We start from the raw sequence: 26801 nt of genomic DNA, 5'->3' as shown, positions 1-26801 counted from the left end.
CTTTGCCGTACGCGGCCCTCGTGCGCTGACCGATCTCTGTCGGGCTCGCCCGTTGGACGCTACGGCGGATCGACGGAAAGGCGAGCCATATGAACATCAATCGCTTCCCCCTGCGGGCAGGCCATGCCGCCCGTTTCTTTACCAGCGACAGCCTCGGTGCAATCACCACGGCTGAGCGCGTCGAGCGTCTGAACGCACTCGAAATCCCAGAAGCGGCGGCAATTCTCGCCACGCTGCCGCAGCAGAAGGCCGTCTGCATATTGGGGCGCCCGGAGTTGCACAATGCGGCAGCCATGCTGACCGAAATGCCGAGCGAGCAGGTTGCCCGGCTTCTGAATGCAACGGCAAACGACCGCGTCGCCGACCTCTTCCAAGAGATGAGCGAAGGCGCACGCGCGCACCTTTTCTCGAAACTGGACGGAGCGACCTGCCTCGCAGTCCAGCACCTTATGGGCTATCCGCCACGCACGGCCGGCAGCATCATGACGACGGAGTTCGTTAGTGTTCCCGCCACCTGGACGGTGGAGCAGACGCTGGAGCATGTGCGCAAGGTGGAGCGCTCCCGCGAGACCATCTACGCCATCTACATTCTCGACCCGGCGACTCATGCCCTGACAAGCGTCGTCACGCTGCGCCGTCTCATCACCGGGGAGCCGCATGAAAAGGTATCCAGTGTCGCCCAGAACGGCGGCATCGTGCGCGCCGATCCGCTGATGAGCCAGGAGGATGTTGCAAGGCTGATCCGCAAGCACGATCTGCTGGCGTTGCCGGTGGTCGGCGAGAACGAGCACATGCTGGGAATCGTCACCGTCGACGACGTGATCGACACGATGATTGCCGACCAGACTGAAGACGCGCAGAAGTTCGGCGGCATGGAGGCGCTCGGCAAGCCTTACATGGCGATCGGCTTTGCCGGCATGCTGCGCAAGCGTGCGGGCTGGCTGTGCGCCCTCTTCCTGGGGGAAATGCTGACGGCAAGCGCCATGCAGCATTTCGAAGGCGAAATCGAGAAGGCAATCGTGCTCACGCTGTTCGTCCCGCTGATCATGAGCTCGGGCGGTAATTCCGGATCGCAGGCAACATCGCTGATCATCCGTGCATTGGCGCTGGGCGAACTGAAACTGTCTGACTGGTGGCGTGTTCTGCTGCGCGAACTGCCAACCGGCATCGTGCTCGGCGCGATCCTTGGGGCAGTCGGCTTCGCCCGCATCATACTCTGGCAGAACATAGGGCTCTACGACTACGGCGAGCACTGGATCTTGGTCGGATGGACGATCTTCGCCGCGCTGATCGGCATCGTCACCTTCGGTTCGCTCGCCGGCTCGATGCTGCCGTTCCTCCTGCAAAGGCTGCGGCTCGACCCGGCAAGTGCTTCGGCACCCTTTGTTGCAACGCTCGTCGATGTGACCGGGTTGGTGATCTACTTCTCGGTGGCCCTGCTGATCCTTAGCGGGACATTGCTTTGACCAGGTTGACGGGGCCTTCGGGCTCCGTCTTCATGCCGGCTGGACCGATCGAGCCATAGGGCCATTGCCACCCGTCGCTCCGGATCCATGCCGTTGACGATTTCCTCATCGAGTTTCTTCTGCATGAATGCAGGCATGCTTTCGAAGGCAAGCAGTTCAAAGCCGAGCGAATGATAGAAGGGTGCGTTGAACGTCACATCGCGATCCGTCGTCAACGTCACTCCGGCAAGCTTCCGGGCGCGTGCCGTCTCTATCGCTTTGGCCATCAAGCGCCTCCCGAGCCCCTGTCTCTGCCACTCGGTGACCACATCGAGCTCAATGACATAGAGCGTGCGTTCGATCTCGGCGCCCGCGAGAAATCCGATCGGTCGGTCAGCATCGTCGACGGCGATGAAAAGAAGGCTTTCCTGAAGCGACCGACCCAGAACTTCGAGGGATAGTGGATGGGCATCGCGCGCGACTCCCAATGCATCCGCAAGTGTTGCGAAGGCATCGATCTCGATATCAGCCAGTAGCGGCAGATCACCGGTGCAGCCTGGCCTAATCATGACGTTCTCGGCCGATATCCCGGTCATTCCAGTGCTCCGAACAATTACATATTCGGATAGACCGGACCCTCGCCGCCTTGGGGCGGCACCCAGTTGATGTTCTGGTTGGGGTCCTTGATGTCGCAGGTCTTGCAGTGGACGCAGTTCTGGGCGTTGATGACGTAGGTTTCCTCGCCGTCCTTCTCGACCCATTCGTAGACGCCGGCGGGACAGTAGCGGGTCGAGGGACCGGCATAGATGTCGTGCTCGGACGACTTCTGCAGCGCCATGTCCTTGACCTGGAGATGCACCGGCTCGTTCTCCTCGTGGTTGGTGTTCGACAGGAACACCGAGGAAAGGCGGTCGAAGGTTAACACGCCATCCGGCTTCGGATAGTTGATTTTGGCGTGTTTTGACGCCGGCTCGAGCGAAGCCGCGTCCGTCTTGCCGTGTTTCAGCGTACCGAACGCCGACAAGCCGAAGAGCTGGTTCGTCCACATGTCGAGACCGCCGAGTGCCACACCGATCGCAGTGCCGAACTTCGACCATAGCGGCTTGACGTTTCGGACCTTATTCAGGTCCTTGCCGATGTCGCTGGCGCGCCACTCGTTTTCGATCTCGATGACTTCGTCATTGGCACGACCGTCAGCAATGGCCGCAGCGATCCGGTCCGCCGCCATCATGCCCGAAAGTACCGCGTTGTGGCTGCCCTTGATGCGCGGCACGTTGACGAAGCCGGCCGAACAGCCGATCAGCGCCCCGCCCGGAAAGGTCAGCTTCGGCACCGACTGATACCCGCCCTCGGTAATCGCACGGGCGCCGTAGGACAGCCGCTTGCCGCCCTCGAAAGTGGTGCGGATCGCTGGATGCGTCTTGAAGCGCTGGAACTCCTCGAACGGGTACAGGTAGGGGTTCTTGTAGTTGAGGTGGACGACGAAGCCGACGGCGACGAGGTTGTCCTCAAGGTGGTAGAGAAAGGAACCGCCACCGGTCTTCATACCTAGCGGCCAACCGAAGGAGTGCTGCACCAGACCCTGGCGATGGTTCTCCGGCTTGACCTGCCAGAGTTCCTTTATGCCGATGCCGAACTTTTGCGGTTCGCGATCCTTCGAGAGATCGAACCTGGCGATGAGCTGCTTGGCGAGCGAGCCTCGCACACCTTCCCCGATGAGGACGTACTTGCCGAGTAGTTCCATGCCGCGGGTATAGTTTGGTCCCGGTTCGCCGTTCTTTTCAACGCCCATGTCGCCGGTCGCCACGCCGATGACGGCACCGGCATCGTTGTAGAGCACCTCGGTTGCAGCAAAGCCCGGATAGATCTCGACGCCCAGTGCCTCGGCATGGGTTGCGAGCCAGCGACAGACGTTTCCGAGCGAGACGATGTAATTGCCGTGGTTGCTCATCAGAGGCGGCATCATGATGTTCGGCAGGCGTAGCGAACCAGCGGGACCGAGAACGATAAAGTGATCGGCCGTCACCGCGGTCTTGAAGGGATGATCCGCCTCGTCGCGCCAACCGGGCAACAGCCGGTCGATACCGATCGGATCGACAACGGCGCCCGACAGGATATGCGCACCGACTTCAGCACCCTTCTCCAGCACGACGACCGAGAGTTCCGGATTGACTTGCTTCAACCGAATGGCAGCCGAAAGACCGGCCGGACCGCCGCCCACAATCACGACGTCGAATTCCATGCTTTCGCGTTCGGGCAGTTCACTCGTCTCGGTCATGCATTCATCTCCGCTCGGCCGGCATTGCAGCCATATTCCCCTTGATGAGGTATCTCTTGTCAAAACCGGGAAGCATTGTCGAGCCGGGAAACGACAGCCAATCCCCCATTTCGCGCACCAGCACTCCTCCTGCCAAGAGAATTATATAACGCTTACGTTAACGTCAATAAATTGACGAAAATTCTCGGCGTCCACCCTTCACTTTCGATGATTCCAAGCCCTATAGGTTGGCTAGGAAAACGGGAGACTGGACAATGGATTTCGGCATCAAGGGGAAGCGTGCGCTGGTTCTCGCTTCGTCACGAGGGCTTGGCCACGGGATTGCTGTGGCGCTGGCACGCGAAGGCGCAAATGTTCTGCTGTGCGGACGCAGCGGCGAAACGCTGGAAGCAAATTGCAAGGCGATCAACGCCGAAGGCAAGGGCAAGGCGGATTGGATCTGGGCCGATCTGTCGGACGACAATTTTGTAGACAGCGTTGCGATATCCACCAACGACAAGCTTGGGGGCGTCGACATCCTCGTCAACAACACCGGCGGACCGACGCCGGGGACGACGGCGGATATGACACCGGAGAAACTGGAGATCTACTTTTTCTCCATGGTGCTTCGTGTCATCACCCTCACCAACACCCTCCTGCCGGCAATGAAAACACAAGGTTGGGGCCGAATACTGACCGTTGCCTCGTCGGGCGTCATCGAGCCGATCGGCAACCTTGCTCTTTCCAACACGCTGCGCCCTGCCCTGGCCGGCTGGAGCAAGACACTGGCGACGGAGATCGGCCGCTATGGAATCACCACAAATCTGTTACTCCCTGGCAGCATTCTGACCGGCCGAGTTGATGATCTCGATGGGGCGGCTGCGAAGAGAACCGGCAAAAGTATGGATGAAATCCGCGCCAGCAAGGAAGCGCTCATTCCCGTTGGCCGCTATGGAACCGTGGAGGAATTTGCAGCGACTGCCGCCTTTCTGTGCAGCCAGCAGGCAAGTTACATCACCGGCAGCCTCGTTCGCTGCGACGGTGGCGCGGCACGATCCGTCTGATCGGCAACGAGAATTGGTCGCCGGGTCCGGCGCCCGCGAGTAGCGTAGTCTTCGTACTAGTTGTATTATTTATTCCTAATATCTTTTATTACAAAAATTTAAGCTATACTAACCACTTAGTGATGCCCGTCGCGAAATTGTGTCTTTTTTGCGCCGCAATACGCGAGGTTCAATGAGGCTGTAATTTCAGCGCAACTTTGCCCGAGACCGGTCTCACCTCATGAAGAAACTTTGGATCACCTTCTGCATACTCGCCGCTGCTGGTGCCGGTGTCTGGCACTACAGGGACCGCATCCCCTACCTCGCAAAATTCTCCGGGCCACAGCAGCAGGCGGACGCCGCGGGCGGGCACGGTGCCGGCGGAGATACCGGCCAGCCGTCCAACGCTCAGAAAGGTGGCGCCAGGGGGCATAACCGGTCCGGTGGACCGACCCTCGTCAAGACAGTTGCAGCCATCAAGACGACGCTGCCTCGGGACGTGACCGCATCGGGCTGGGCTGAAGCCGACGACAACACCACGGTGGCGGCACAGGAACAGGGAATCGTGACCGACGTCCTCGCCTCCGACGGAGCGACCGTCAAGCAGGGTGACCTCATCGTGAAGCTCGACGAGCGCATGGCACAGGCAGCAGTAGCCAAGGACAATGCTATGGTCATTCGCGACACAGCAACGTTGGCTGAGAGCGAAACAGCTCTGGCACGCGCCAACGATCTGCTGAGCTCGAAAGCTGGAACTCAACAAAACTTCGACCAGGCCAAGGCTGCGCGAGACACCGCCGCAGCCACGATTCAAGCAGACAAGGCAGCTCTTGCCGCCGATCAGGTCCTTCTGGAACACACCCGGATACGCGCACCATTCGACGGACGTCTCGGCGACGTATCCGTCAGTCCCGGCGCCTTCCTCAATGCCGGCTCCGCAATTGTAACGATCGCAAAATATGATCCGATATTCGTGAAATTCCATCTTCAGGAGCGCGACCTGCGCCAGTTGAAGCTGTCGCTTGCAGCCGGGCAGGTCGATGTGAGCACTGTGCCGCAGTCGAACAAGGGGAAAGCTCGCCAGGGCCATATCAGCTTCTACGATAACACCGTCGACCCGGCGTCGGGCACAATCCTCGCCAAGGCGAAGTTTGAAAACGCTTCCGGTGCACTTTGGCCTGGGCAATCCGTAAATATCGTCGTGCACTTCAATAGCAACGAGCAGCAAATCGTGGTGCCCACCGTCGCCGTGAGTCCGGGCGCCGATGGCTTCTTTGCTTATGTCGTCAGGGGCGGAAAGGCGCAGATGACGCCGGTGAGCGTTGCCCGCGCGAACGGCGGCTTCACCGCCATCTCCAACGGGCTTTCAGAGGGCGACCACCTCATCGTCGAAGGTCAGGCACAGCTCGTCGATCAGCAGCAGGTCAAGGAGCAGTTCGACGACAAGGCACTGAACGTTGCCTCGGCAGCCCAACTGGCTCCAAAAACCGAAACCATCACAGCGGGCGCGGAACAATGATACCGAATTTCTGCATCCGACGTCCCGTTGCGACAACCTTGCTTGCAATCGGCGTCGTCCTTGCCGGTCTCGCGGGCTACCAGCTAGTGCCAGTGGCAGCGCTGCCACAGGTCGACTTCCCGACGATCAACGTCTCCGCGGCCCTGACCGGCGCGTCGCCGCAAACCATGGCGACATCCGTTGCGACACCGCTTATCAAACAGTTCCAGACAATCCCCGGCATCAGCGAAATCAGCGCCACGAACTCGCTCGGCAATACGAGCATCGTTCTGCAGTTCGACTTGAACCGCAACATCGACGCCGCGGCGGCCGACGTTCAGGCCGCGATCTCACATGCAACGCGCCAACTCCCCGACAACATGACGACGCCGCCGAGCTATCGCAAGACGAACCCGGCCGATGCGCCCGTCATGCTGCTTGCCGTGCAAAGCGACACCATGCCGCGCAGCAAACTCGACGAGATCGCGGAAGACATCATTTCGCCTTCGCTTTCCACCCTTCCGGGCGTCGCCGAGGTTTCCGTCTTCGGTGCACAGACCTACGCTGTCCGCGTCGAGGTCGATCCGAACAAGCTTCTCAACCGCGGCATCGGCATCGATACGGTCAACAAGGCACTTGCCGCTGCCAACAGTCAGGTTCCGGTCGGCTCCCTGCAGAACGATACGCAGAGCATGACCATCAATGCCAATACCCAGCGCACCAATGCCGCACAGTTCCGTACGCTTGTCATTGCCAACCCGAACGGGGCGCCGGTGCATCTGGGTGATGTCGCCGACGTGCAGGACAGCGTCGAGAACCTGAATACGGGAAGCTGGTATGACGGCAAGCGGGGCATCATCCTGGCGATCCAGCGCCAGCCCGACGCCAACACTGTCGAGGTGGTCGACGCCATCAACGCGAAGCTGCCGGGACTCCATGCCGAAATCCCGGCCTCCGTGTCGACCCAGGTGATGAACGACTCGGCCAAGCCGATCCGCGATGCCATTTCAGACGTCAAGTTCACCCTGCTGCTGACGATCGGCCTGGTTGTTCTGGTGATCTACCTGTTCACCGGCCACCTGACCGCAACGTTGATCCCGGGGCTCGCCGTTCCCTTGTCGCTGATTTCGACTTTCGGCATGATGTATGTCCTCGGGTACAGCATCGACAACATATCACTGCTCGGTCTGACGCTCGCGGTCGGCCTCGTCGTCGACGACGCGATCGTCATGCTGGAGAACATTCTTCGACATGTCGAGGAAGGGATGCCGGTTCTCGATGCAGCCATCAAAGGCGCGGGCGAAGTCAGCTACACCATCATTTCGATGTCGGTATCGCTGATAGCGGTCTTCATCCCGATCCTGCTGATGGGGGGCGTCGTCGGACGCATCTTCAATGAATTCGGCGTGGTTGTCGCCATCGCGATCATCGCCTCGGCGATCGTATCGCTCACCGTAACGCCGATGCTCGCCTCGCGCCTCGGCAGCGGTCACGAGCAACCACCGTTCTTCATCCGCTGGTTCAATGCTGGGTTCGAACGTACACTACGCGGCTATGGAAGGGCTGTAGGCTGGTGCCTCAGCCACCGGTCCGCAATCCTCGCGCTGTTCGTGGGCTCCGTGGGATTGACCGTCTACCTGTTCATGACACTGCCCACGAGTTTCTTCCCAACGGAGGATATCGGCCGACTGAACATCTCGACACGTGCACGACAGGACATTTCCTATCCAGCGATGCAGGCCCTCCAGAACCAGGCGGCTGAACTGGTGAAGCAGAATCCCGCCGTGAACCACGTTATGTCGATTGCCGGCGGCAACGCCCGCAGCCCGCTCAACAACGGCACGATGGATGTCGAACTCAAAGACAAGGATCAGCGGCCACCGCTCGACCAGACACTGAGGGAGCTGCGCGCGAGCATCAGCAAGATTCCGGGGCTGCAAGCTTTCATTACGCCACAGCAGAGCCTCCGTTTTGGGGGGCGCCAGACGGCGAGCCAATACCAACTCGTGGTGCAAGCGCTCAGCGCCGACCAGACCAACCTCTGGGCGGACAAGATCCAGCAAGCGATGCGTGCCGATCCGCGCTTCACGGACGTTACATCGGACGCCCAGAACAATGCGTTGCAGGCCAACATCGTCGTTGACACGGAAAAAGCTGCGGCCTTCGGCATCGATGACAGCAAACTGCGTACAACCCTGCAAGAATCCTTCGGCGGATTTACTGCCGCACAGATCCAATCGACCGGCGACAGCTACGATGTGATCGTGGAATACGACACCGGAAAGCCGTGGGACGACCAGAAGCTGCAGGAGATCCGCGTGGCATCCGACAACGGGACGCTCGTACCGCTGTCGAATTTCGCGACGGTTCAGCGTACAACCGGTCCGGTGACGATCAACCAGACCGGCCAGCTCGTCTCCACGACCGTATCGTTCAACCTGCCGGCTGGCGAAGCGCTGGGCGATGCTACGGCGGCCATCGACACGATCAAGAAGGACATCGACATGCCGGCGGATGTCTTCACATCCTATGGCGGAACGGCGCAAATCTTCGAACAGTCGCAGGGCAACACACCGCTTCTGATCCTGGCGGCAGTCTTGACGATCTATGTCGTCCTTGGCGTTCTCTACGAGAGCTTCATCCACCCACTGACCATTCTTTCAGGTTTGCCTGCCGCAGCACTCGGGGCGCTCCTGGCACTCAAGCTGATGGGCTTCGATCTTTCCATCATCGCGCTGATCGGTCTCTTGATGCTGATCGGCATCGTCAAGAAGAACGCGATCATGATGATTGACGTGGCGCTGGAGAACCTGCGTTCAGGCAACGGAATGTCTCCGTCGGAGGCAATCCACGAGGCCTGCGTTCGCCGTTTCCGGCCGATCATGATGACGACCTTCTGCGCCCTGCTCGGTGCACTCCCGATCGCGCTCGGCACCGGCGCGAGCTCCGAACTTCGCCAACCGCTTGGCATTGCGGTCGTCGGCGGCTTGATCGTGTCGCAAGCGCTGACGCTCTTCATCACACCCGTCATTTTCGTCGAGATGGGCAGGCTCAGCGATTGGCTTCTGAGCTTCGGCCGCAAGAGGAGAGCGGCGGTTGATGTTGACACTCCCAGGGCGATCGCAGCAGAGTGATTTCACGGGCGCAGCCGGCGCCCGTTTCATTTTTCACACCACGTCTTGAATAAGCAGGGCTGCTGTGGCATCACGCGCCTCTTGAATTTCCGAGGCGCTCGCGGCGCCATCGCGGAGCATTGGCTCCCGTCTCAAACACATCGACATAAAGAGGTGCGAGCATGGCTCAGGCGCTGGGTTTAGACTTTGGCACTACGAATACGGTCATGGCCATGGCGGATGGGCTGTCCACACACTCGATGGTCTTCACAAGCCCGGCGGGCAGCGCCGACAGCATGCGGACTGCCCTGTCCTTCATGAAGGACCGGCAACTCGGTGCTTCGGCGCTGAAGGTCGAGGCAGGGCATGCGGCGATCCGCCAGTTCATCGACAATCCGGGCGATTCCCGCTTCCTGCAGTCGATCAAGACCTTCGCAGCGAGCGCTCTATTCCAGGGCACCCTGATCTTCGCGAAGCGTCACAGCTTCGAGGATCTGATGGAGGTCTTCATCAGGCGCCTGCGCAACTATGCCGGCGACAACTGGCCATCCGACGTCACGCGTATCGTGACAGGCCGGCCAGTGCATTTTGCCGGTGCCAACCCCGACCCGGAGCTTGCCACCGAGCGCTACAATGCGGCGCTTTCCCGCTTCGGCTTTCCCGAGATCCACTACGTCTACGAACCGGTGGCGGCAGCGTTCTACTTCGCGCAGAACCTGAAGCAGGACGCCACCGTACTCGTTGCCGACTTCGGCGGCGGTACGACCGACTATTCCCTGATTCGTTTCGAAACGGTCGCCGGCAAGCTGGCGGCGACGCCGATCGGCCACTCGGGCGTGGGCGTTGCGGGTGATCATTTCGACTATCGCATGATCGACAACATCGTCGCCCCGCAGATCGGGAAAGGCAGTCATTTCAGGAGTTTCGACAAGATCCTGGAAGTACCCTCGAACTACTATTCCAGCTTTGGTCGCTGGAACCAGCTGTCAATCTTCAAAACGTCGCGCGAATTTCAGGACCTGAAGAAGCTCGTGCGAACCGCGCTGGAACCGGAGAAACTTGAAACCTTCATCGATCTTGTCGATCATGACGAGGGATACCCGCTTTATCAGGCGGTTTCGGCAACGAAGATGGCTCTGTCCTCGGCTGATGAAGCGGCTTTCGATTTTAAGCCACTCGGCAGTGCCGGACATCGTACGGTTCGCCGCGCCGACTTCGAAACCTGGATCGCCGACGACCTCGCGCGGATCGAGGGAGCCCTTGACGATGTCTTGCAAAAGACGAACACGCCTGCGACGGCGATCGACAAGGTGTTCCTGACTGGCGGCACATCTTTCGTGCCTGCCGTGCGTCGCATCTTCACCGAACGCTTCGACGAGGGGCGTATCGAGACCGGCGGCGAACTCCTTTCGATCGCGCACGGTCTGGCGCTGATCGGCGAGCGTGACGACATTACGCAATGGACAGTGCAGTAGGTCGGTTGACCGCAGCCGCACCCTTTCATTGAAGCTGCGGCTTCGGTACAGTCTCCAGCATGATCTCCGTCAACGACCTCTCCTCTGGCGAACTCGCCGCGCTCCTGCATTTTCATGCGGACGCTGGCGTCGAGTGGCTTATCGAGGAAGAGCCGGTCGATCGCTTCGCCGAATTCGAGGCAATCAAGGCAGCGCGGCGAAGCGCCGCCCCTGCTCCACGGGCCGAGGAGAGCCGACCAGCGTCTTCGCCATCCGCGCCGGCAGCGCAGCAACGACATGCTCCCCCGGAAACTGCCCAGAGGCCGCAGCCTGCAATCCCTGATGGAGAAGCCGTCCAACAAGCACGCTTCGCTGCCGAAGGCGCTCGCACGCTATCCGAACTGAGAACCGCAATCGAAGGGTTCAACGGCTGTAATCTGAAACACAGCGCGCGCTCGACGATCTTCGCGAGTGGCGACTCGAGCAGCGGCATTATGGTGATCGGCTCGGCGCCCGGAGCCGAGGATGACCGCGAGGGGCAACCCTTTGCGGGGCGCCCGGGCCAATTGTTGGACAAAATGCTGGCGGCCATCGGGCTCGATCGCAGCCGTATCCTGCTGACGCAGGTCATCCCCTGGCGACCACCGGGCAACCGCATCGCATCCGCTGCAGAGATGGACATCTGCCGACCCTTCATCGAACGGCAGATTGCGCTCGCCGAGCCGAAGGCGATTCTCTTGCTTGGAAATTTTGCGGCACGCGTCTTTTTCGGCGAGAGCGAGATGATCCACGGCCTTCGTGGACAGTGGCGGGAAATCGGCATCGATGGACGAAGCGTTCCGGCGATCGCTACCCTGCATCCCCAGGATCTACTGACCGCCCCGATCAACAAGCGTTTGGCGTGGAACGATCTTTTGGCTTTTCAGGCGAAGATTTCAGCTGTCTAATCTGCATTAAAAATAGCCATATCTAAATGTTTTATGAAACAACGTATGCAAATTTCACATACCTGTTGACTGTTCTTATACGTTGAAAAAACTATGGTGCACTGCAATATTAGCGTTGTGTCTTGGGAGGAATCAACAGGAACCAAGCACATGAGTGCACCTTTTCGTCCTATTCACTGCGGGTTTGAAACCCTGCGGCTTGCGAACAATTCGGTTCGCACAACGCAAAGCCATAGCCGTATCGGCTTCGCCACCAATGAGCAGATGATCGCTCGCGGGACCGGCGCAAGCAGTCGCATCGCGCGTCCAGCTGCCATCTTTGCGGATTTCCAGCAATACTAAGATCTATCGAAACGGGCAACGCTCGTCTCATGAGACTGCGTAAGAACCATGACAGCAATTCTAGTTTCTCTTTTCTGCAAGATTGACGCGATCGAGCATATTCGCGCTGCTGTTTGCGCCGCAAAGGCCTACGAGCGGGATTTCGCGACAGATGCAGATTCGGCACTCGAGCCGGATCTGGCAGTATTTTAGAGATCAGTGGTTGCTGGGTTCTCTATTTCCTTGGCCCAGCTAAACGCCTCATCGACGTAAGAGAACTTAATCGATTGCCATTGGCAATATTGCTCAACGAACGTCCGGGCAACCCACAACAGCGGCTTCGTCGGCGACGCTTGCCAGCCCAGGAATCCATGTTGAGCCGCTTTTGCAAACAGTCGTTGCAAATGCGTGCGCGACATCATGAATTCCATGGCGAGAGCGCGACTATCGACCGCGCCGACCAGAAGGCGGTCTCCATCCGCGCCTTCGAGGTCAATCCGTGAAACGAGGTAGTCGGTGATTAGCCCGCCCGCGTCGTTCCAAAGAAATAACGCAACCTGTTCTGGCGGCTCGCGCCACCTTGCGTCCTCGATACAATTGCGAGCAATCCGCGGTTGCAGAAAGGAAAGCAATCCCGGGCGGGAGTCGAGATAGGCACCCCGATTGCCGTCGTCTAGGAGATCGAGCGCGCCCAGGTTTGAGCGCAGCCACCCGAACATCGCCTGGTGGCTGATCTCGGCTGGCTCGAAATGACGGGGGCGCCTTCGCTGCGCTCCAGGCTCGTAGGCAATGAACCGATAGGTGAGGAGTTCGTCGACAAAGCTTAGGACAGTGTTGCGGCTAGCGACCTTGTACGAGGTCATTAGGCTTGCCAAACGAACAGCCGTCAAACCCGATGACGCATCGAGGGGGTTGCGCTCCATGGCGAGCGCGTAGGCGGCCTGGGTCAACAGCCAGCGCTGCTGAGATGCCAGCAGCCGTGCAAGTCGCGGTCCAGCATCGAACAGTCCGCGCATCCGACCTGCATGAAATCGAACTGCCAGTATAAATTTCGGATCAGCAACAAGCTCTTCGGCACTTAACGGCATTTTGCTCCCGGATGCGTAGTCGACCGCCGCCGGCGGACCCTACCAAACGACCTCCGATCATCGCGCAACATTCGAAATCTCGAATAAATGAAACTTCGTCAAGTTCAGAAAGCACGGCAGCAGTTCCGGGAGTACTCTAACATATTCTTTTTTATTTTTCGCCCACCACGGAAGATCGTCAGTGGATACAACCTCACGGCGGCGGCTGTTGTGTTTCAATTCTGCTATGAGCCGGCCTCTTGCGCGGCCCGCCGCTCAAGTTCCAGCTTGTGCTCCCGATAGATGATGAACACTCCCGCGGCCACGACGATTGCAGTGCCCAACAGCATGCTGCCGCCGGGTATGTCACCGAAGACGAAATAGGCGACAATGCCCCCCATCACGATCGACGTATATTCGAACGGTGCGACCGTCGACACGTCGGCGTGACGATAGCTTTCCGTCAAGAGAATCTGCGCTACGCCGCCGCAAAAACCTGCAGCAATCAAGAAACATTGCGGCACGAGATCAAGGAGGTCCCAACCGAACGGCAGCGTCACGAGCGAGAAGACGGAGGCGGTGATCGAGAAGTAGAGAACGATCGTTGCGGTTTTTTCCTCTTCGACCAGCTTCCGAACCTGAATCATGGCCATGCCACCGAGAACGGAGGCGAGGAGCACCGCAATTGCGCCCGTCGCCTGTTCTGCCTCGACGCCGCCTTCGCGGAAAAGGGTCAGTTTCGGCCAGGAGACGATCGCAACACCAATGATGCCGACGAACACCGCGGTCCACCTGTACACACGCACGGTCTCGCCCAGAAACAGTGCCGCGAAGACGACCGCAACGAGCGGCGTCGCGTAGCCGAGCGCAATGGCCTCCGGCAAGGGCAGATGCAGCAACCCATAGAAGCCCAAGCCCATGGATATGATCCCAAGCGTGCCGCGCTTCAGGTGGCCAATCGGGTTCGCTGTATAGAATGCAGATCGCAATTGCCCACGATAGGCGAGATACGCCATGATAGGAAACAGCGCAAAAAAAGAACGACAGAAGGTCACCTGCCCTGGCTGGATATCGCTGCCGGCGAGTTTGATGAAGGTTTGCATTGCGAGAAAGACGACCACCGAGGCCACTTTGAACGCAATGCCCCTCATCGGATTTCCAAGAACCGACCGCATGTCCGAAACTCGTGCGAGGCTGTTTGAGAAGACGCGTCAGACTCGACGCAAGACAACTTTGGCAGTCGTTGCACCTGAAGAACAGACCTAAAATACCAAAAATGTGTTGGAGCCTTTGGTCACTCGAAATTTTCTCGGACTTTCGCGAGGGACGAACGCCGAGCAGAAGCATTTCGATCACCAGGTTTGTCCATTGTGCCGTTTCGCACGTGGAAACGAACCCGCCCAGATATGGCTACCAGTTGCAGTAGCCAAATCGTATATTCCCCGCAATTCGCTTTAAGTTTAGTTCAGACTTTAGTGTAATCATGCCTTCAATCGTGGCGGAGTGCCCACTCTACGCGCAAGACAATATCCGTTAAAGCTCTTCAGGGAAAACCATGCGTACAGATATCGGCCAGGTCATCAATCTGGCAGACTACCAACCCACCGACTTCGTTCTGGAACGCGTGGACCTTACGTTCGAGCTTGATCCCACGGAGACCAAAGTAGAATCGCGACTGATATTCCACCGTCGCGAAGGCGTCGATGGCACGGCACCGCTATTACTCGATGGGGATGAGCTTGCGCTATCCGGCCTGCTTTTCGATCAGGTGGAAATGCCGCCGGAACAATATACGGCAACACCTGAAAGCCTGACAATCCGCAACCTGCCTCCGTCGGAGCCCTTCGAACTGACGATCACCACGATCATCAATCCCGAAGCAAACACGCAACTGATGGGCCTCTATCGCACAGGCGGGATCTACTGCACGCAGTGCGAGGCCGAGGGCTTCCGTCGCATCACCTATTTCCCAGATCGCCCGGATGTGCTGGCGCCGTTTACCGTCAACATCATAGCCGACAAGGCAGCCAATCCGCTGCTTTTGTCGAACGGAAACTTTCTTGGCGGCGCAGGCTATGGTGAGGGCAAGCATTTTGCCGCATGGTTCGATCCGCATCCGAAACCGAGCTACCTCTTCGCCCTCGTCGCGGGCGACCTTGGTGTCATCGAGGATAGCTTCACCACTATGAACGGTCGCGAGGTCGCGCTCAAGATCTACGTCGAGCACGGCAAGGAGCCTCGTGCTGCCTATGCGATGGACGCGCTGAAGCGCTCGATGAAATGGGACGAAGAAGTCTTCGGCCGCGAATACGACCTCGATATCTTCATGATCGTTGCCGTCTCCGATTTCAACATGGGGGCGATGGAGAACAAGGGGCTGAACGTCTTCAACGACAAATACGTCCTTGCCGATCCCGAAACGGCTACCGACGCGGACTACGCCAATATTGAAGCGATCATTGCCCACGAATATTTCCACAATTGGACCGGCAACCGCATCACATGCCGCGACTGGTTCCAGCTTTGCCTGAAGGAAGGCCTGACGGTTTATCGCGACCACGAGTTTTCGGCCGACCAGCGATCGCGCCCGGTCAAGCGCATCGCCGAGGTTCGGCACCTGAAGTCGGAACAGTTCCCGGAAGACGGCGGCCCGTTGGCCCATCCTGTGCGCCCAACGAAATATCGCGAAATCAATAACTTCTACACGACGACGGTCTACGAAAAGGGTAGCGAAGTCACCCGCATGATCGCGACCCTGCTTGGCAAGGAAACCTTCAAGAAGGGCATGGACCTCTACTTCGATCGGCATGACGGGCAAGCTGTCACGATCGAGGATTTCATCAAGTGCTTCGAGGATATCAGCGGACGTGATCTTGCAAAGTTTTCACTCTGGTACCATCAAGCCGGCACGCCGCTTGTCACCGCTTCCGGCACATACGATGCAGGCGCGAAGACGTTCAGCCTCTCGCTCGAACAGATGATTCCTGCAACACCGGGCCAGACCGAAAAGCTGCCAATGCATATTCCGCTAAGCCTAGCGCTTTTCGCCGAGGACGGCGCTGCCTTTGCCCCCACCTCCGTTGACGGCGCCGAGTATAGCGGCAGCGTGCTGCACCTGACTGATCGTGCCCAGACAGCTGTGTTTCACGGTATCGCATCGCGCCCGGTCGTTTCGATCAATCGCAGCTTCTCCGCGCCGATCAACCTCCACTTCGACCAGATGCCAGCTGATTTGGCCTTGTTGGCACGCCACGAGAGTGATCACTTCGCTCGCTGGCAAGCCTTTACCGATCTGGCACTTCCCAACTTGTTGACTGCCGCGCGTGACGCACGCGAGGATAGGCCGGTGGTCGTCGAACAGACATTTGTAGACACACTTCTTGCGGCTGCCGCCGACGAGAGCCTTGAACCTGCCTTCCGAGCGCAGGCGCTGGCATTGCCAAGTGAATCCGATATTGCCCGCGAACTCGGAGGAAACAACGATCCGGATGCGATTCATGCAGGACGCCAGGCCGTGATCACGCAGATCGCAGATGCCGGCAAGGACGTCTTCAGCTCGCTTTATGAATCCATGACCACGCCGTCATCTTTCACCGCGGATGCAGCGAGCGCCGGGCGTCGCGCTCTGCGCAATGCAGCCCTCACCTATCTTTCCTATGCCGAGAACTCTCCGACGCGCGCCAAGAACGCATTCAATGCGGCCAACAACATGACCGACCTGCTGCATGCGCTGACGATCCTCGCTCACCGCTTTCCGGACAGCGAAGACGCAAGCGAGGCGCTGTCGACCTTCCGCGAGCGTTTCGCCGAAAATCCCCTAGTTGTTGACAAGTGGTTTTCTGTTCAGGCGGCTATACCGGGAACCGGCACGCTCGACCGCGTACAGAATCTGATGGCGCATCCGCTTTTCAAGCGGACAAACCCAAATCGAGTTCGCGCCCTCGTGGGCACATTCGTCTTCACCAATCCCACGGGATTCGGTCGTGCCGACGGAGAAGGCTATCGCTTCCTCGCCCGCGAGATTCTGGATATCGATCGCCGCAACCCTCAGCTTGCCGCGCGCATTCTCACGTCCATGCGTTCCTGGCGCTCGCTGGAGCCGATACGAGCCGACCATGCACGCTCAGCCCTGTTGGGGATCGAGCGGACACAGGGTCTCTCAACCGACGTGCGCGACATCGTTGAGCGTACGCTCAAGGGATGATTTGCCGCGTCACGCCGCTGCACCCACTGCAGCAGCGTGACGCGCGCCAAAGAAAAATCAGCATCTAGAATCGGTTAACAGATTTTTACCTTTTCCTCTGGACAAGGCGAATCACCGGTGATTCATTGGGTTAGGTTCGGGCGAGCGGCGCAGCGAATCACACGAGGGGTCAAGGCTAAAGAGATGATGAACGTGCGGCGGGCAACCGTGGCCGGCGGACGGCTGCGTGTCGACTTCGACGGCCTCCGGGCCTGGCGTGATACCTTCTCAGACAAGGCAGGTGGCGTTGTTCCATCGCCCGCCCGCCGACTTTCCCATGTTGAAGGCATCCTCAAGCGGATCATCCCGATATTGATCATCGCTTTCCTTATGGTTGTGGCGACATCGCGTATTTTTGGGATGGTAGCCGAATACGGACGGACAGAGGCTGCCGCCAGGCATTCGACCGCTCTTGCCGCTGCAACCGCCGCTGCAGCCTTTGCTGACGCCGACCAGGTATTCGAGACCGGCGACGACATTCAGGCGCAAGCACGGCTCGCACGTTTTCTGCCGCAGGATCGCCTGGACGATGATGCATTCGTTCTGCTCGTTCAGCCAAGCGGCAAGGTTTTTGCGGCTACCGCCGCAGGATCGTCCTACATTGGCGCGGGCGTCGGTGAATTCTTTTCGGAAATTTCCACAATCCGTCGCTTCGGTGATCGTGCCGGCGTCATCGAAACGACCATCAGCGGTCGTCCGCACTATGCCGAGATCACACTCATAGGCGGTTCTGGCGGCTACATCGTTGCTGCAACCTCGCTCGAGCGGATCGGCGAACTTTGGCGGGAAGAGGTGACGCTGAACGTCACTTTGTTTGCCGGCATTTCCTCGATTTTGCTCGTTATCCTCTACGCCTATTATATGCAGGTCCGGCGCGCTCGCGACGCGGACGATATCTTCCTCGAGTCCAATCTGCGCGTCGAAACCGCGCTTTCGCGCGGACGCTGCGGGCTGTGGGATTTCGACTTCGACAGCCGCGAGTTCTTCTGGTCCCGTTCCATGTACGACATGCTCGGGCTTCCTGCTTCTGACCGCACCATGTGCTTCGGCGATGCAGCGCGGCTGATGCATCCGGATGACGGCGGCATCTACGAGATCGCGCGGTCGGTTGCGCGGGGAGATGCCGGTCAGGTTGACCAGATTTTTCGCATGCGCCATGCCAGCGGCCACTACGTCTGGATGCGCGCCCGAGCGCAGGTCATTCGCACCAACTCCGGGCGTGTTCACCTGATCGGCATCGCAATGGACGTGACCGAACAGCACCGCCTCGCCCAGCGCTACGCCGAAGCCGACCAGCGACTGGCAGATGCCATCGAGTGCACGTCGGAGGCCTTCGTACTCTGGGACAAGAATGATCGGCTTGTCATGTGCAACGCCCATTTTCAGCAAGCCTACCGCCTTCCCGACAGCGTTCTCGTTCCAGGCACCGAGCGCGCCATGGTCACTGCCGCAGCTGCCCGCCCCGTCATCGAACGTCGTATCGCGGATGCCGACGGCTCCGGCTACTCACGCACGACTGAAGTTCAACTCGCCGATGAACGCTGGCTGCAGATCAACGAACGCCGCACCCGCGATGGTGGCATGGTTTCGGTGGGGACCGACATCACTCTGCTCAAGCGGAACCAGGAGCGGCTGCGTGATTCCGAACGCCGTCTGATGGCGACGATCGGCGATCTCTCGGCTTCTCGGCAGACGCTGGAAAGCCAGAAGTCAGCACTTTCGATCGCGAATTCCAATTACCTAGCGGAAAAGGAACGGGCCGAGGCGGCCAACAAGGCGAAGTCGGAATTTCTCGCCAACATGTCGCATGAATTGCGGACGCCACTCAACGCTATCCTCGGCTTCTCGGAAATCCTGCAGGACCAGATGTTCGGTCCTCTGGGATCGGCCAAATACGACGAATATTCACGCGACATCCACGACAGCGGCAAGCACCTGCTGAACGTCATCAACGACATTCTCGATATGTCAAAGATCGAAGCAGGCCACATGAGGCTCGAATGCGAGACGGTCGATCTTGCGCCGCTGATCGAAGAAAGCTTGCGTTTCACAGCCATTCCCGCCGCGCAAAAGAACATTGTCATCGAACAGCGCATCTGCGAGGGCATGAAGCTCTCAGCGGATCGCCGCGCCATGAAGCAGATCCTGCTGAACCTCTTGTCCAATGCCGTGAAATTCACCGATGAGGGCGGTCGTATCGCCGTGCGCACTCGCCATACCGAAGGTGCGGTTATACTGACTATTGCAGACACCGGCATCGGCATTTCTCGTGCGGCGCTCCGCAAGATCGGCCAGCCGTTCGAGCAGGTGCAAAGTCAGTATGCAAAAAGCAAGGGAGGCTCCGGCCTTGGTCTTGCGATCTCGCGTTCGTTGACCACCCTTCACGGTGGAAACATGAAAATCCGATCGCGCGAGGCAGTTGGCACCATCATATCGCTACGCATCCCGAGCGCGTCCCTCTAGGGCTTCACCGTCGCCTGGAATACCTTGCGTACAGCCTTCGAGAGACGCTTGATCTCGCTGTCGAGGGTCTTGATGTCAGGGCAATCGCCGGCTCGGCAGACGAGATCGATCAGGCCCGCCGGGGCCTCCTTCGGATCGAACACGCCGTCGATGCAGAGGCGGATCAGTTGCGAAAGCTCGGTATACTGAGAGAGCGCTTCGATGCAGAGATCGAGATCGGCGGCGACCATCAACTTGTCACCCAGGAGCCTTAGCGCATCGCCGGTATTCAACGCGTTGACCGAGGCGTCTATGCCCTTTGCCGGCGCGATCAGCGCCAAGTATTGCGCGATGAATTCGATATCGACGAGGCCGCCGGGGATCAGCTTCAAATCCCAGAGACTCGCCGGCGGCTTCTCGTTGTCGATCAGCTCACGCATTTCGGCCACGTCGTGCGCGATCTTGCTGACCTCGCGCTTTTCCGACAGGGCCTGACCGATAACCCGCTCGGTCTTTTCGATCAGGTCTTGGTCCCCGCATATCAACCGGGCGCGGCTGAGCGCCATATGTTCCCAGGTCCAGGCATCCTCGCGTTGATACTTCTCGAACGAGCTGATGCGGGTGGCTACGGGGCCCTTGTTGCCCGACGGGCGCAGGCGCATGTCCACCTCGTACAGCACTCCTTCTGCTGTCGGCGCGGAGAGAGCTGCAATCAGCCGCTGCGTGATGCGGGTAAAGTAGCGCGTCGCATCGAGCGGCTTCGCTCCATCTGATTCCGAAACAGCATCGTCGTAGTCATAGAGAATGATGAGATCGATATCGGACCCTGCTGTCAGCTCGAAGCTACCTAACTTGCCCATGCCTGCGACGGCTATTCGGCCGCCAGGGAGATCGCCATGCGCGGCGCGTATCTCCTGGATAACCGCATTGAGCGCCGCCTCGACGATGAGGTCGGCAAGGTGGGTAAAGGCGCGTGCTGCCATTGCGCCGTTGATCGTGCCGGTCAGCAGTCGAATGCCGATCAGGAAGCGTTGCTCCGCGGCAAAAATCCGAAGGCGATCGAGCAGTTCTTCATAGTATCTCGCCTGCGTAAGCGAACCCGTCAGTCGTTCGGCAAGGTACTCGCGTGTTGGCAGCTGGGCCATAAGACCCGGATCGAGCATCCCGTCGAACACATGCGGCCTTGCGGCAATCACCTCCGCGAGCTTGGGCGCAGACGACATGATGTTGACGATAAGCGAGAGCAGCGCCGGATTGCTGCCCAGGAGGGAGAAAAGCTGGATGCCAGCCGGCAGGCCGGAAAGAAAACTGTCGAAGCGCAGGATGGCCTCGTCGGCGCGCTTGCTCTCGCCGAACACCCGCAACAGCTCCGGTGTCAACTCCGTCAGGCGCTCCCGGGCCTCGACCGACTGCGTCGCCCTGTAGCGCCCGTAGTGCCAGGTCCGAATGACACGCGAAATATCCGAGGGTCGTTCAAAACCCAAATTTCGGAGCGTGTTGAGCGTATCGGGATCGTCTCCTTGCCCTGTAAAAACGAGATTGCCGGTTCCGGTCGAAAGCTTGGTCTCCTGCTCGAACAAACGCGCGTAGCGCCGCTCGACCGATCTGAAAACCTCAACCAGTCTTTCTGCGAAAGTCGGCGTATCACTGAAACCCATCATGAAGGCGATTCGCTTCAGATCCGCCTCTGTCTCGGGTAGAAGATGGGTCTGTTCGTCGCGAACCATTTGAATGCGGTGCTCGACGTCGCGAAGAAACCAGTAGGCTTCCGTGAGTTCTTCGCGCGTGTCTTCATCGATCCAGTTGGCCCTAGTCAGTTCGGCCAGCGTTTCCTCCGTTCCGCGGCACCGCAAGGAGGGCATGCGCCCGCCGGCTATCAGCTGCTGCGTTTGGACGAAGAATTCAATCTCACGGATGCCGCCACGCCCGAGCTTGACGTTGTGGCCCTTGACGGCAATTGCACCGTATCCCTTGTGGGCGTGAATCTGCCGCTTGATGGAGTGAATATCGGCAATCGCCGCATAGTCGAGGTACTTCCGAAACACGAAGGGCGCCAGCCCGCGCAAAAAAGACTCACCCGCTTCCAGGTCACCAGCGACAGCCCGCGCCTTGATGAATGCTGCCCGCTCCCAGTTCTGCCCCCTTCCCTCGTAGTAGATCATTGCCGCGTCGACGGGAATGGCAAGCGGGGTGGATCCGGGATCCGGCCGCAGCCGCAGATCGGTGCGGAATACATACCCGTCGGCCGTTCGCTCCTGCATGATTCGAACAAGGCGACGCATCATCCTCGGGAAAATCTCTATCGCATCGTCCGGGTCAGGCACGATCCCCGCCTCCTGGTCGAAGAACACCACAAGATCGATGTCGGAAGAGTAATTGAGCTCGGACGCACCGAGTTTGCCCATGCCTAGGACTATCAGACCGGAGCCGGCGCTCGGCTCCGCGATGTCCTTCAACCTTACCTTTCCGCCCTCATGAGCAGCAGACAAAAGGTGGTTGATCGCAGCGCCAACAGAGGCTTCGGCGAGCCGGCTCAGCCAAGCCGTGGTCATGCGGCCGTCGAAGATGCGACCGAGGTCTGCGAGCGCCACGAGAAATGCGACCTTCCGCTTGATGGTACGCAGTTGGCTCATCACCTCGTTCTCGCTCGGCGTCCTGCCATCGGCTGTCGGCCGCCAGCAATCGTGTGCCTCTGCGATCAGCGCTTCGATCTGAGGTTCGAGCGGCTCCGAAATCGCGGCCGCAAGAACGGCAGTGTCAATGTTCGCAATGTCCCGCAGGTACGGCGACAACGTAAGGGCGGCGGTGATGAAATCCCGAAGCGCTCCCTCCGTTTTCAGCATCTCGGCAACGGCCGGTTCCGCCTTGCCGGCCTTCTGAAGATCGGCCTGCGTCAACTTCAACTCTGCCTTGCTCAGCGGCTTGAGCATTCCCTCGGCCACAGAGCCAAGGCTATGCCCGGCGTCGACGTTCGTCCGCATGCAGCCTCCCTGGCAAGCAACAACGAAAAAGCCGGGGAGAGAATCAGCAACTTCCGGCAACTGCCGTCTAAGGTAGGGTTTGTGCTCGCATTGGCCAATATCCAATTCGATCAAACACGTGCGAGCGCTGTCTGCGCGAGCGAGCCGCTATTTCGCTGGAAAGATCATGCTCACCGTCAGACCACGGTTTTTCGCACTGCCCTGTTCGCTGTCAGAGAGGCTCAGTCTGCCCCCGTGCAGTTCCATGACGGCTTCGACCAGCGAAAGACCAAGACCGGTTCCCGGCTTTGAGCGACTTTCGTCAAGCCGCACGAACCGCTTCAGCACGTCCTCACGCCGCTCGATCGGGACGCCGGGACCGCGATCGGCAACCGAAAGGCAGATGCCGTCGGCGCGGCGCAGGAGCTTCAGCGAAATCTCGCCCCCGTCCATGTCCGACGAATACTTGATCGCATTGTCGATGAGATTGAAAATCGCCTGCCCGATCAGTTCGCGATTGCCTTGCACGAAGATGCCGGGCTCGATTGACGAGGTCAGAGGAAGTCCCGCCTCCTCCGCCACGGGCTCGTAGAGTTCCGCGCTGTCGGCGACGATCGCGGACAAGTCGATCGCCGACATTTCAGCGGCGACGGAGCCAGCTTCCACGCGAGAAATCATAAGCAGCGCGTTGAAGGTGCGGATCAGCTGGTCGGATTCGGAGATGATCCCCTCCAGCGCTCCTTTGCGCACTTCAGGATCAGCGGTGTCCAGCGCGTCAGCGGCCTTGTTGCGCAGCCGGGTCAGCGGCGTCTTCAGATCATGCGCGATATTGTCCGAAACCTGTCTAAGGCCTTCATTCAGCTTTTCTATGCGGCCGAGCATGGTGTTGAGCGAGACGGAGAGGCGATCGAACTCATCCCCGGATCCGCCCACCGGAAGGCGCTGGGAAAGATCGCCGGCCATGATCTTCTTGCTCGCATCCGACATCCGGTCGATCCGTTTCAGCGCATTTCGACCGATGCCGAACCAGATGACGATGGCGCCCAGCCCCATGATCGCGAGCGCGATCATCAGCGCTTGCCGGACGAGCACACGAAATGCCTCGGGCTCGCCCAGGTCGCGACCGATCAATAAGCGAAGGCCGTTGTCCAGAACGAAAACATTGGCGACGGCCATATGCCGTCGGCTGGCGCCGCTTTCGGCATAGCGCTGGTACGTGAACGGCTCGGATGTCCACCCCTCCTCGTCCAGAACACCCGGCTGCACGGAGGCGACATTACCGGCCAGGATATCGCCTGACGGCCCCGCGACAATATAGAGATTGGCACCCGGCTGGCGTGCACGGCGCTCCATGGTGCGCAACAGGAGATTCATGCCTCCTGTGTCATAGGCGCGCTGAACCTGATCCACCTCCTGTTGTACAGCCTCGCGTATCTGGCTGGTCAACAGTCGTTCGGACATTGCCGTCACATAGAAGACAAGCGTTGCCGCGCAGATGGCAAAGAGCAAAATGTAAAGTGCCGAAAGGCGGACTGCAGTAGACTTGAAGAGAAACCAGAAACGGTTCATCCCTCGTCCTTGATCATGTAGCCGGCGCCACGGATCGTTTTGAGCAGCGGTTGGCTGACGTCCGTTTCGATCTTGGACCGCAGCCGCGAGACATGGACGTCGATGACGTTGGTCTGCGGGTCGAAATGATAATCCCAGACATTCTCAAGCAACATCGTCCGGGTCACCACCTGTCCCGCATTCTTCATCAAATATTCCAGAAGGCGGAACTCGCGCGGTTGCAGCGCAATTTCCTTCCCGCCCCGGCGAACCTCGTGGGCAAGCCGGTCAAGTTCGAGATCGCCGACGCGATAGACGACGTCCTGGTCCGGCGTACCCTTGCGACGTCCGAGAACTTCCACGCGCGCCAGAAGCTCGCTGAAGGCGTAGGGCTTCGGCAAATAGTCGTCGCCGCCGGCCCTGAGGCCGGTAACACGGTCGTCTACCTGGCCGAGCGCGGAAAGAATGAGAACGGGTGTATGAATGCCCTTGCGTCGCAGTTCGCTGATGACGGAGAGGCCGTCGCGACGCGGCAGCATACGGTCGATGATGATGACGTCGTAAGTGTTTTCCGAGCCCATGAAGAGCCCGCTTTCGCCATCGCTGGCGTGATCCGCAATGATACCGGCCTCACGAAAAGCCTTCGTCAGGTAAACCGCCGCTTCCAGATCGTCTTCGATAACGAGAATCTTCATGTGGCCGACATTACCCGCCGGATGCGTTTCGGCAAGGCTCAAAGCTGCTTCCTGCTGCACAGAGGTCATTGCGATCACTCACGATACATTGGCGATAAGGAGCCGCGCCATGCGGCGCGGCTCCCTTTTTCTTGTGCGGCTGAACTGGGAATTAGCCCTGGCCGTTGATCGGAAGCGCAACGAAACGGCTGCCGTCCTTCGATTGGATCTGGAAGAGCGCACGGGTGCGGCCATCTTTCTTGGCCTGATTGATGACCTTGACGACTTCTTCCGAGCTGGAGACTTCCTGGTTGTTTACCGAGGTGATCTTTTCGCCTTCCTTTATGCCCTTGTCGGCTGCGTCCGAATCCGGGTCGATGCCGGTGATCTGGATACCCTTGCCATCGTCGGAAGGGCTGACCGTCAGACCGAGATCTGCCAGCGCCTTGTCGGTAGCCGGAGCCTGTGCATCCGGTGCCTGGTCGCCATCATCAGCCAAGGCATCCTTCTGCTCTGCCGGCAGCGTTCCTAGCTCGACAGTCAGAGGCTGAGCCTTGCCCGAACGCCAGATCGACAGCTCGACTTTCTTGCCGGGGGTCATCGCGCCGATACGGCGGCTCAGGTCGCGGGCGTCCTTTACGGTTTCGCCGTTGACGGCGGTGACGACATCGCCGGCTTTCATGCCAGCCTTTTCACCCGGGGTGCCGGCTTGTGCGGAGACGACCAATGCCCCGCTTGCCTCGGAAAGACCAAGCGAGTCCGCGATGTCCTTGGTGACCGGCTGGATCTGGACGCCGAGGTAGCCGCGAGACACCTGTCCGTCCTTCATCAGGTCGGCAACCACATCCTTCGCGGTCGAGGCAGGGATAGCGAAGGCGATACCGACGCTACCGCCGGACGGCGAGAAGATCGCGGTGTTGATGCCAACGACTTCGCCGTTGAGGTTGAACGTCGGACCACCGGAGTTGCCGCGGTTCACCGCAGCATCGACCTGCAGATAGTCGTCATAAGGACCGGAGCCGATGTCGCGGCCACGAGCCGAGACAATGCCGGCAGTCACAGTACCGCCGAGACCGAAGGGATTGCCGACCGCAACAACCCAGTCACCAACGCGCACGTTGTTGTCGTCCGCCCAGTTGACGTAGGTGAACTTGCGGCCCTTGCCGTCAACCTTGAGAACAGCGAGGTCCGTGCGCGGATCCTTGCCGATCAGCTTGGCATCGAGTTCTGTGCCGTCGTTCATGACTGCAACGAATGCCGCTCCATCGGAAACGACGTGGTTGTTGGTGACAATGTAGCCGTCATCGGAGATGAAGAATCCGGAGCCCTGGGCGACCGGGCGCAAACGGCCCTTGCCATCCTGCGGACCATGGTTGCCCTGCGGGCCGCGGCGACCCTGCTGGCCGTTCGGCCCCTGCTCGCCGAACTGACGGAAGAATGGCTTGAGAGCATCCGGCAGGTCATCGAAGCCGCGACCGTTGAAGTCGAACGAGAAGCCGTTGCCGGAGTCGTCGTTGGAAACCGGCTTGATGCGGTTTTCAACGCGCACCGACACGACCGCCGGCGATACTGCGTCTACGACATTGGCGAAGCTCGGAACCGAGGGAGCCTGAACCTTGACGGCGTCAGCATAGGAACGGGTGATCTCGAGGGGAATACCTGTCGCGAGCACCGCAGCGGCGAGGCCTGCGACAGTCGAAGCCTTCAGCGCGGTACTCAGCGACGGCGTTTTGATATTCTTAAACATGTGGGGTGTTCCTCTCTTCACATCTACAGGATCATCAGTCAC

At 59.4% G+C, this 26801-nt stretch carries 17 protein-coding genes; 9 read left to right on the top strand and 8 right to left on the bottom strand.

Going from position 1 to position 26801, the window contains the following annotated elements; all coding sequences use genetic code 11:
* Positions 1–89: 89 nt before the first annotated feature.
* On the top strand, positions 90–1466 hold the full coding sequence (mgtE, locus tag ASC90_RS26895) for a magnesium transporter (protein ID WP_056547630.1): 1377 nt from the start codon (positions 90–92) through the stop codon (positions 1464–1466).
* Here the strand turns inward: mgtE and ASC90_RS26890 are convergent.
* Positions 1421–2041: a GNAT family N-acetyltransferase gene (locus ASC90_RS26890; RefSeq protein WP_244480463.1), complete on the bottom strand. Its 621-nt coding sequence runs from the start codon at positions 2039–2041 to the stop codon at positions 1421–1423. The two genes, mgtE and ASC90_RS26890, sit on opposite strands and share 46 nt — an antisense overlap.
* 17 nt (positions 2042–2058) lie before the next feature.
* The gene (locus tag ASC90_RS26885; protein ID WP_056547628.1) at positions 2059–3723 is read right to left on the bottom strand and encodes an electron transfer flavoprotein-ubiquinone oxidoreductase; all 1665 of its coding nucleotides are present in this window, start codon (positions 3721–3723) and stop codon (positions 2059–2061) included.
* Between the two features lie 254 nt (positions 3724–3977).
* On the opposite strand from ASC90_RS26885, the gene ASC90_RS26880 reads away from it, so the two are divergent.
* From ASC90_RS26880 to ASC90_RS29560, 6 genes are all read left to right on the top strand, one after another.
* The gene (locus tag ASC90_RS26880; protein ID WP_056547626.1) at positions 3978–4766 is read left to right on the top strand and encodes an SDR family oxidoreductase; all 789 of its coding nucleotides are present in this window, start codon (positions 3978–3980) and stop codon (positions 4764–4766) included.
* Positions 4767–4986: 220 nt separating this feature from the next.
* Positions 4987–6264, top strand: coding sequence for an efflux RND transporter periplasmic adaptor subunit (locus ASC90_RS26875; protein WP_056547624.1), 1278 nt, complete (start codon positions 4987–4989; stop codon positions 6262–6264).
* Entirely contained in the window at positions 6261–9377 is a 3117-nt protein-coding gene (locus tag ASC90_RS26870) for an efflux RND transporter permease subunit (RefSeq protein WP_056547621.1), read from the top strand. Before ASC90_RS26875 ends, ASC90_RS26870 begins: the two co-directional genes overlap by 4 nt.
* 161 nt (positions 9378–9538) lie before the next feature.
* Positions 9539–10831 carry an Hsp70 family protein gene (locus ASC90_RS26865; protein WP_056547619.1) on the top strand — a complete coding sequence of 431 codons (1293 nt, stop codon included), beginning with the start codon at positions 9539–9541 and terminating at the stop codon, positions 10829–10831.
* 59 nt (positions 10832–10890) lie between these two features.
* Complete coding sequence (locus ASC90_RS26860) at positions 10891–11757, top strand: uracil-DNA glycosylase (RefSeq protein ID WP_056547616.1); 867 nt, start codon at positions 10891–10893, stop codon at positions 11755–11757.
* A gap of 150 nt (positions 11758–11907) precedes the next feature.
* Entirely contained in the window at positions 11908–12099 is a 192-nt protein-coding gene (locus ASC90_RS29560) for a hypothetical protein (protein ID WP_056547614.1), read from the top strand.
* A gap of 188 nt (positions 12100–12287) precedes the next feature.
* Here ASC90_RS29560 and ASC90_RS26850 read toward each other — a convergent pair whose 3' ends face one another.
* A complete protein-coding gene (locus ASC90_RS26850; RefSeq protein ID WP_056547611.1) occupies positions 12288–13166 on the bottom strand; it encodes a hypothetical protein in 879 nt (292 codons plus the stop codon).
* Between the two features lie 224 nt (positions 13167–13390).
* Complete coding sequence (locus ASC90_RS26845) at positions 13391–14320, bottom strand: DMT family transporter (protein ID WP_056547608.1); 930 nt, start codon at positions 14318–14320, stop codon at positions 13391–13393.
* A gap of 380 nt (positions 14321–14700) precedes the next feature.
* On the opposite strand from ASC90_RS26845, the gene pepN reads away from it, so the two are divergent.
* Together pepN and ASC90_RS26835 are read left to right on the top strand one after the other, a co-directional pair.
* Complete coding sequence (gene pepN / locus ASC90_RS26840) at positions 14701–17349, top strand: aminopeptidase N (RefSeq protein ID WP_056547604.1); 2649 nt, start codon at positions 14701–14703, stop codon at positions 17347–17349.
* A 183-nt stretch (positions 17350–17532) separates the two neighbouring features.
* The gene (locus tag ASC90_RS26835) at positions 17533–19851 is read left to right on the top strand and encodes a PAS domain-containing sensor histidine kinase (RefSeq protein ID WP_056547601.1); all 2319 of its coding nucleotides are present in this window, start codon (positions 17533–17535) and stop codon (positions 19849–19851) included.
* Here the strand turns inward: ASC90_RS26835 and ASC90_RS26830 are convergent.
* The 4 genes from ASC90_RS26830 to ASC90_RS26815 all read right to left on the bottom strand — a co-directional run bounded on the left by ASC90_RS26830 (position 19848) and on the right by ASC90_RS26815 (position 26759).
* Positions 19848–22811, bottom strand: a complete 2964-nt coding sequence (locus ASC90_RS26830; protein WP_056547599.1) for a bifunctional [glutamine synthetase] adenylyltransferase/[glutamine synthetase]-adenylyl-L-tyrosine phosphorylase — start codon at positions 22809–22811, stop codon at positions 19848–19850. The two genes, ASC90_RS26835 and ASC90_RS26830, sit on opposite strands and share 4 nt — an antisense overlap.
* Before the next feature lie 147 nt (positions 22812–22958).
* Entirely contained in the window at positions 22959–24359 is a 1401-nt protein-coding gene (locus tag ASC90_RS26825; RefSeq protein ID WP_056547597.1) for an ATP-binding protein, read from the bottom strand.
* Positions 24356–25102 carry a response regulator transcription factor gene (locus tag ASC90_RS26820; protein ID WP_056547594.1) on the bottom strand — a complete coding sequence of 249 codons (747 nt, stop codon included), beginning with the start codon at positions 25100–25102 and terminating at the stop codon, positions 24356–24358. The genes ASC90_RS26825 and ASC90_RS26820 overlap by 4 nt, the downstream gene beginning before the upstream one ends.
* Positions 25103–25184: 82 nt before the next feature.
* On the bottom strand, positions 25185–26759 hold the full coding sequence (locus tag ASC90_RS26815) for a Do family serine endopeptidase (RefSeq protein WP_056547592.1): 1575 nt from the start codon (positions 26757–26759) through the stop codon (positions 25185–25187).
* Positions 26760–26801 lie beyond the last annotated feature (42 nt).

Origin of the sequence: Rhizobium sp. Root1220 (genome assembly GCF_001426265.1) — a bacterium.
Lineage (GTDB): Bacteria > Pseudomonadota > Alphaproteobacteria > Rhizobiales > Rhizobiaceae > Rhizobium.
Note: the sequence above shows the minus strand (reverse complement) of the source record. Positions and strands in the feature narration are given on the sequence as shown.

Coding starts and splice junctions, on each gene's coding strand:
- ASC90_RS26875 (WP_056547624.1), top strand. CDS start 4,987: ATGAAGAAACTTTGGATCACCTTCTGCATACTCGCCGCTGCTGGTGCC.
- ASC90_RS26885 (WP_056547628.1), bottom strand. CDS start 3,723: ATGACCGAGACGAGTGAACTGCCCGAACGCGAAAGCATGGAATTCGAC.
- ASC90_RS26860 (WP_056547616.1), top strand. CDS start 10,891: ATGATCTCCGTCAACGACCTCTCCTCTGGCGAACTCGCCGCGCTCCTG.
- ASC90_RS26870 (WP_056547621.1), top strand. CDS start 6,261: ATGATACCGAATTTCTGCATCCGACGTCCCGTTGCGACAACCTTGCTT.
- pepN (WP_056547604.1), top strand. CDS start 14,701: ATGCGTACAGATATCGGCCAGGTCATCAATCTGGCAGACTACCAACCC.
- ASC90_RS26825 (WP_056547597.1), bottom strand. CDS start 24,359: ATGAACCGTTTCTGGTTTCTCTTCAAGTCTACTGCAGTCCGCCTTTCG.
- ASC90_RS26850 (WP_056547611.1), bottom strand. CDS start 13,166: ATGCCGTTAAGTGCCGAAGAGCTTGTTGCTGATCCGAAATTTATACTG.
- ASC90_RS26820 (WP_056547594.1), bottom strand. CDS start 25,102: ATGACCTCTGTGCAGCAGGAAGCAGCTTTGAGCCTTGCCGAAACGCAT.
- ASC90_RS26890 (WP_244480463.1), bottom strand. CDS start 2,041: ATGACCGGGATATCGGCCGAGAACGTCATGATTAGGCCAGGCTGCACC.
- ASC90_RS26845 (WP_056547608.1), bottom strand. CDS start 14,320: ATGCGGTCGGTTCTTGGAAATCCGATGAGGGGCATTGCGTTCAAAGTG.
- mgtE (WP_056547630.1), top strand. CDS start 90: ATGAACATCAATCGCTTCCCCCTGCGGGCAGGCCATGCCGCCCGTTTC.
- ASC90_RS29560 (WP_056547614.1), top strand. CDS start 11,908: ATGAGTGCACCTTTTCGTCCTATTCACTGCGGGTTTGAAACCCTGCGG.
- ASC90_RS26830 (WP_056547599.1), bottom strand. CDS start 22,811: ATGCGGACGAACGTCGACGCCGGGCATAGCCTTGGCTCTGTGGCCGAG.
- ASC90_RS26865 (WP_056547619.1), top strand. CDS start 9,539: ATGGCTCAGGCGCTGGGTTTAGACTTTGGCACTACGAATACGGTCATG.
- ASC90_RS26880 (WP_056547626.1), top strand. CDS start 3,978: ATGGATTTCGGCATCAAGGGGAAGCGTGCGCTGGTTCTCGCTTCGTCA.
- ASC90_RS26815 (WP_056547592.1), bottom strand. CDS start 26,759: ATGTTTAAGAATATCAAAACGCCGTCGCTGAGTACCGCGCTGAAGGCT.
- ASC90_RS26835 (WP_056547601.1), top strand. CDS start 17,533: ATGATGAACGTGCGGCGGGCAACCGTGGCCGGCGGACGGCTGCGTGTC.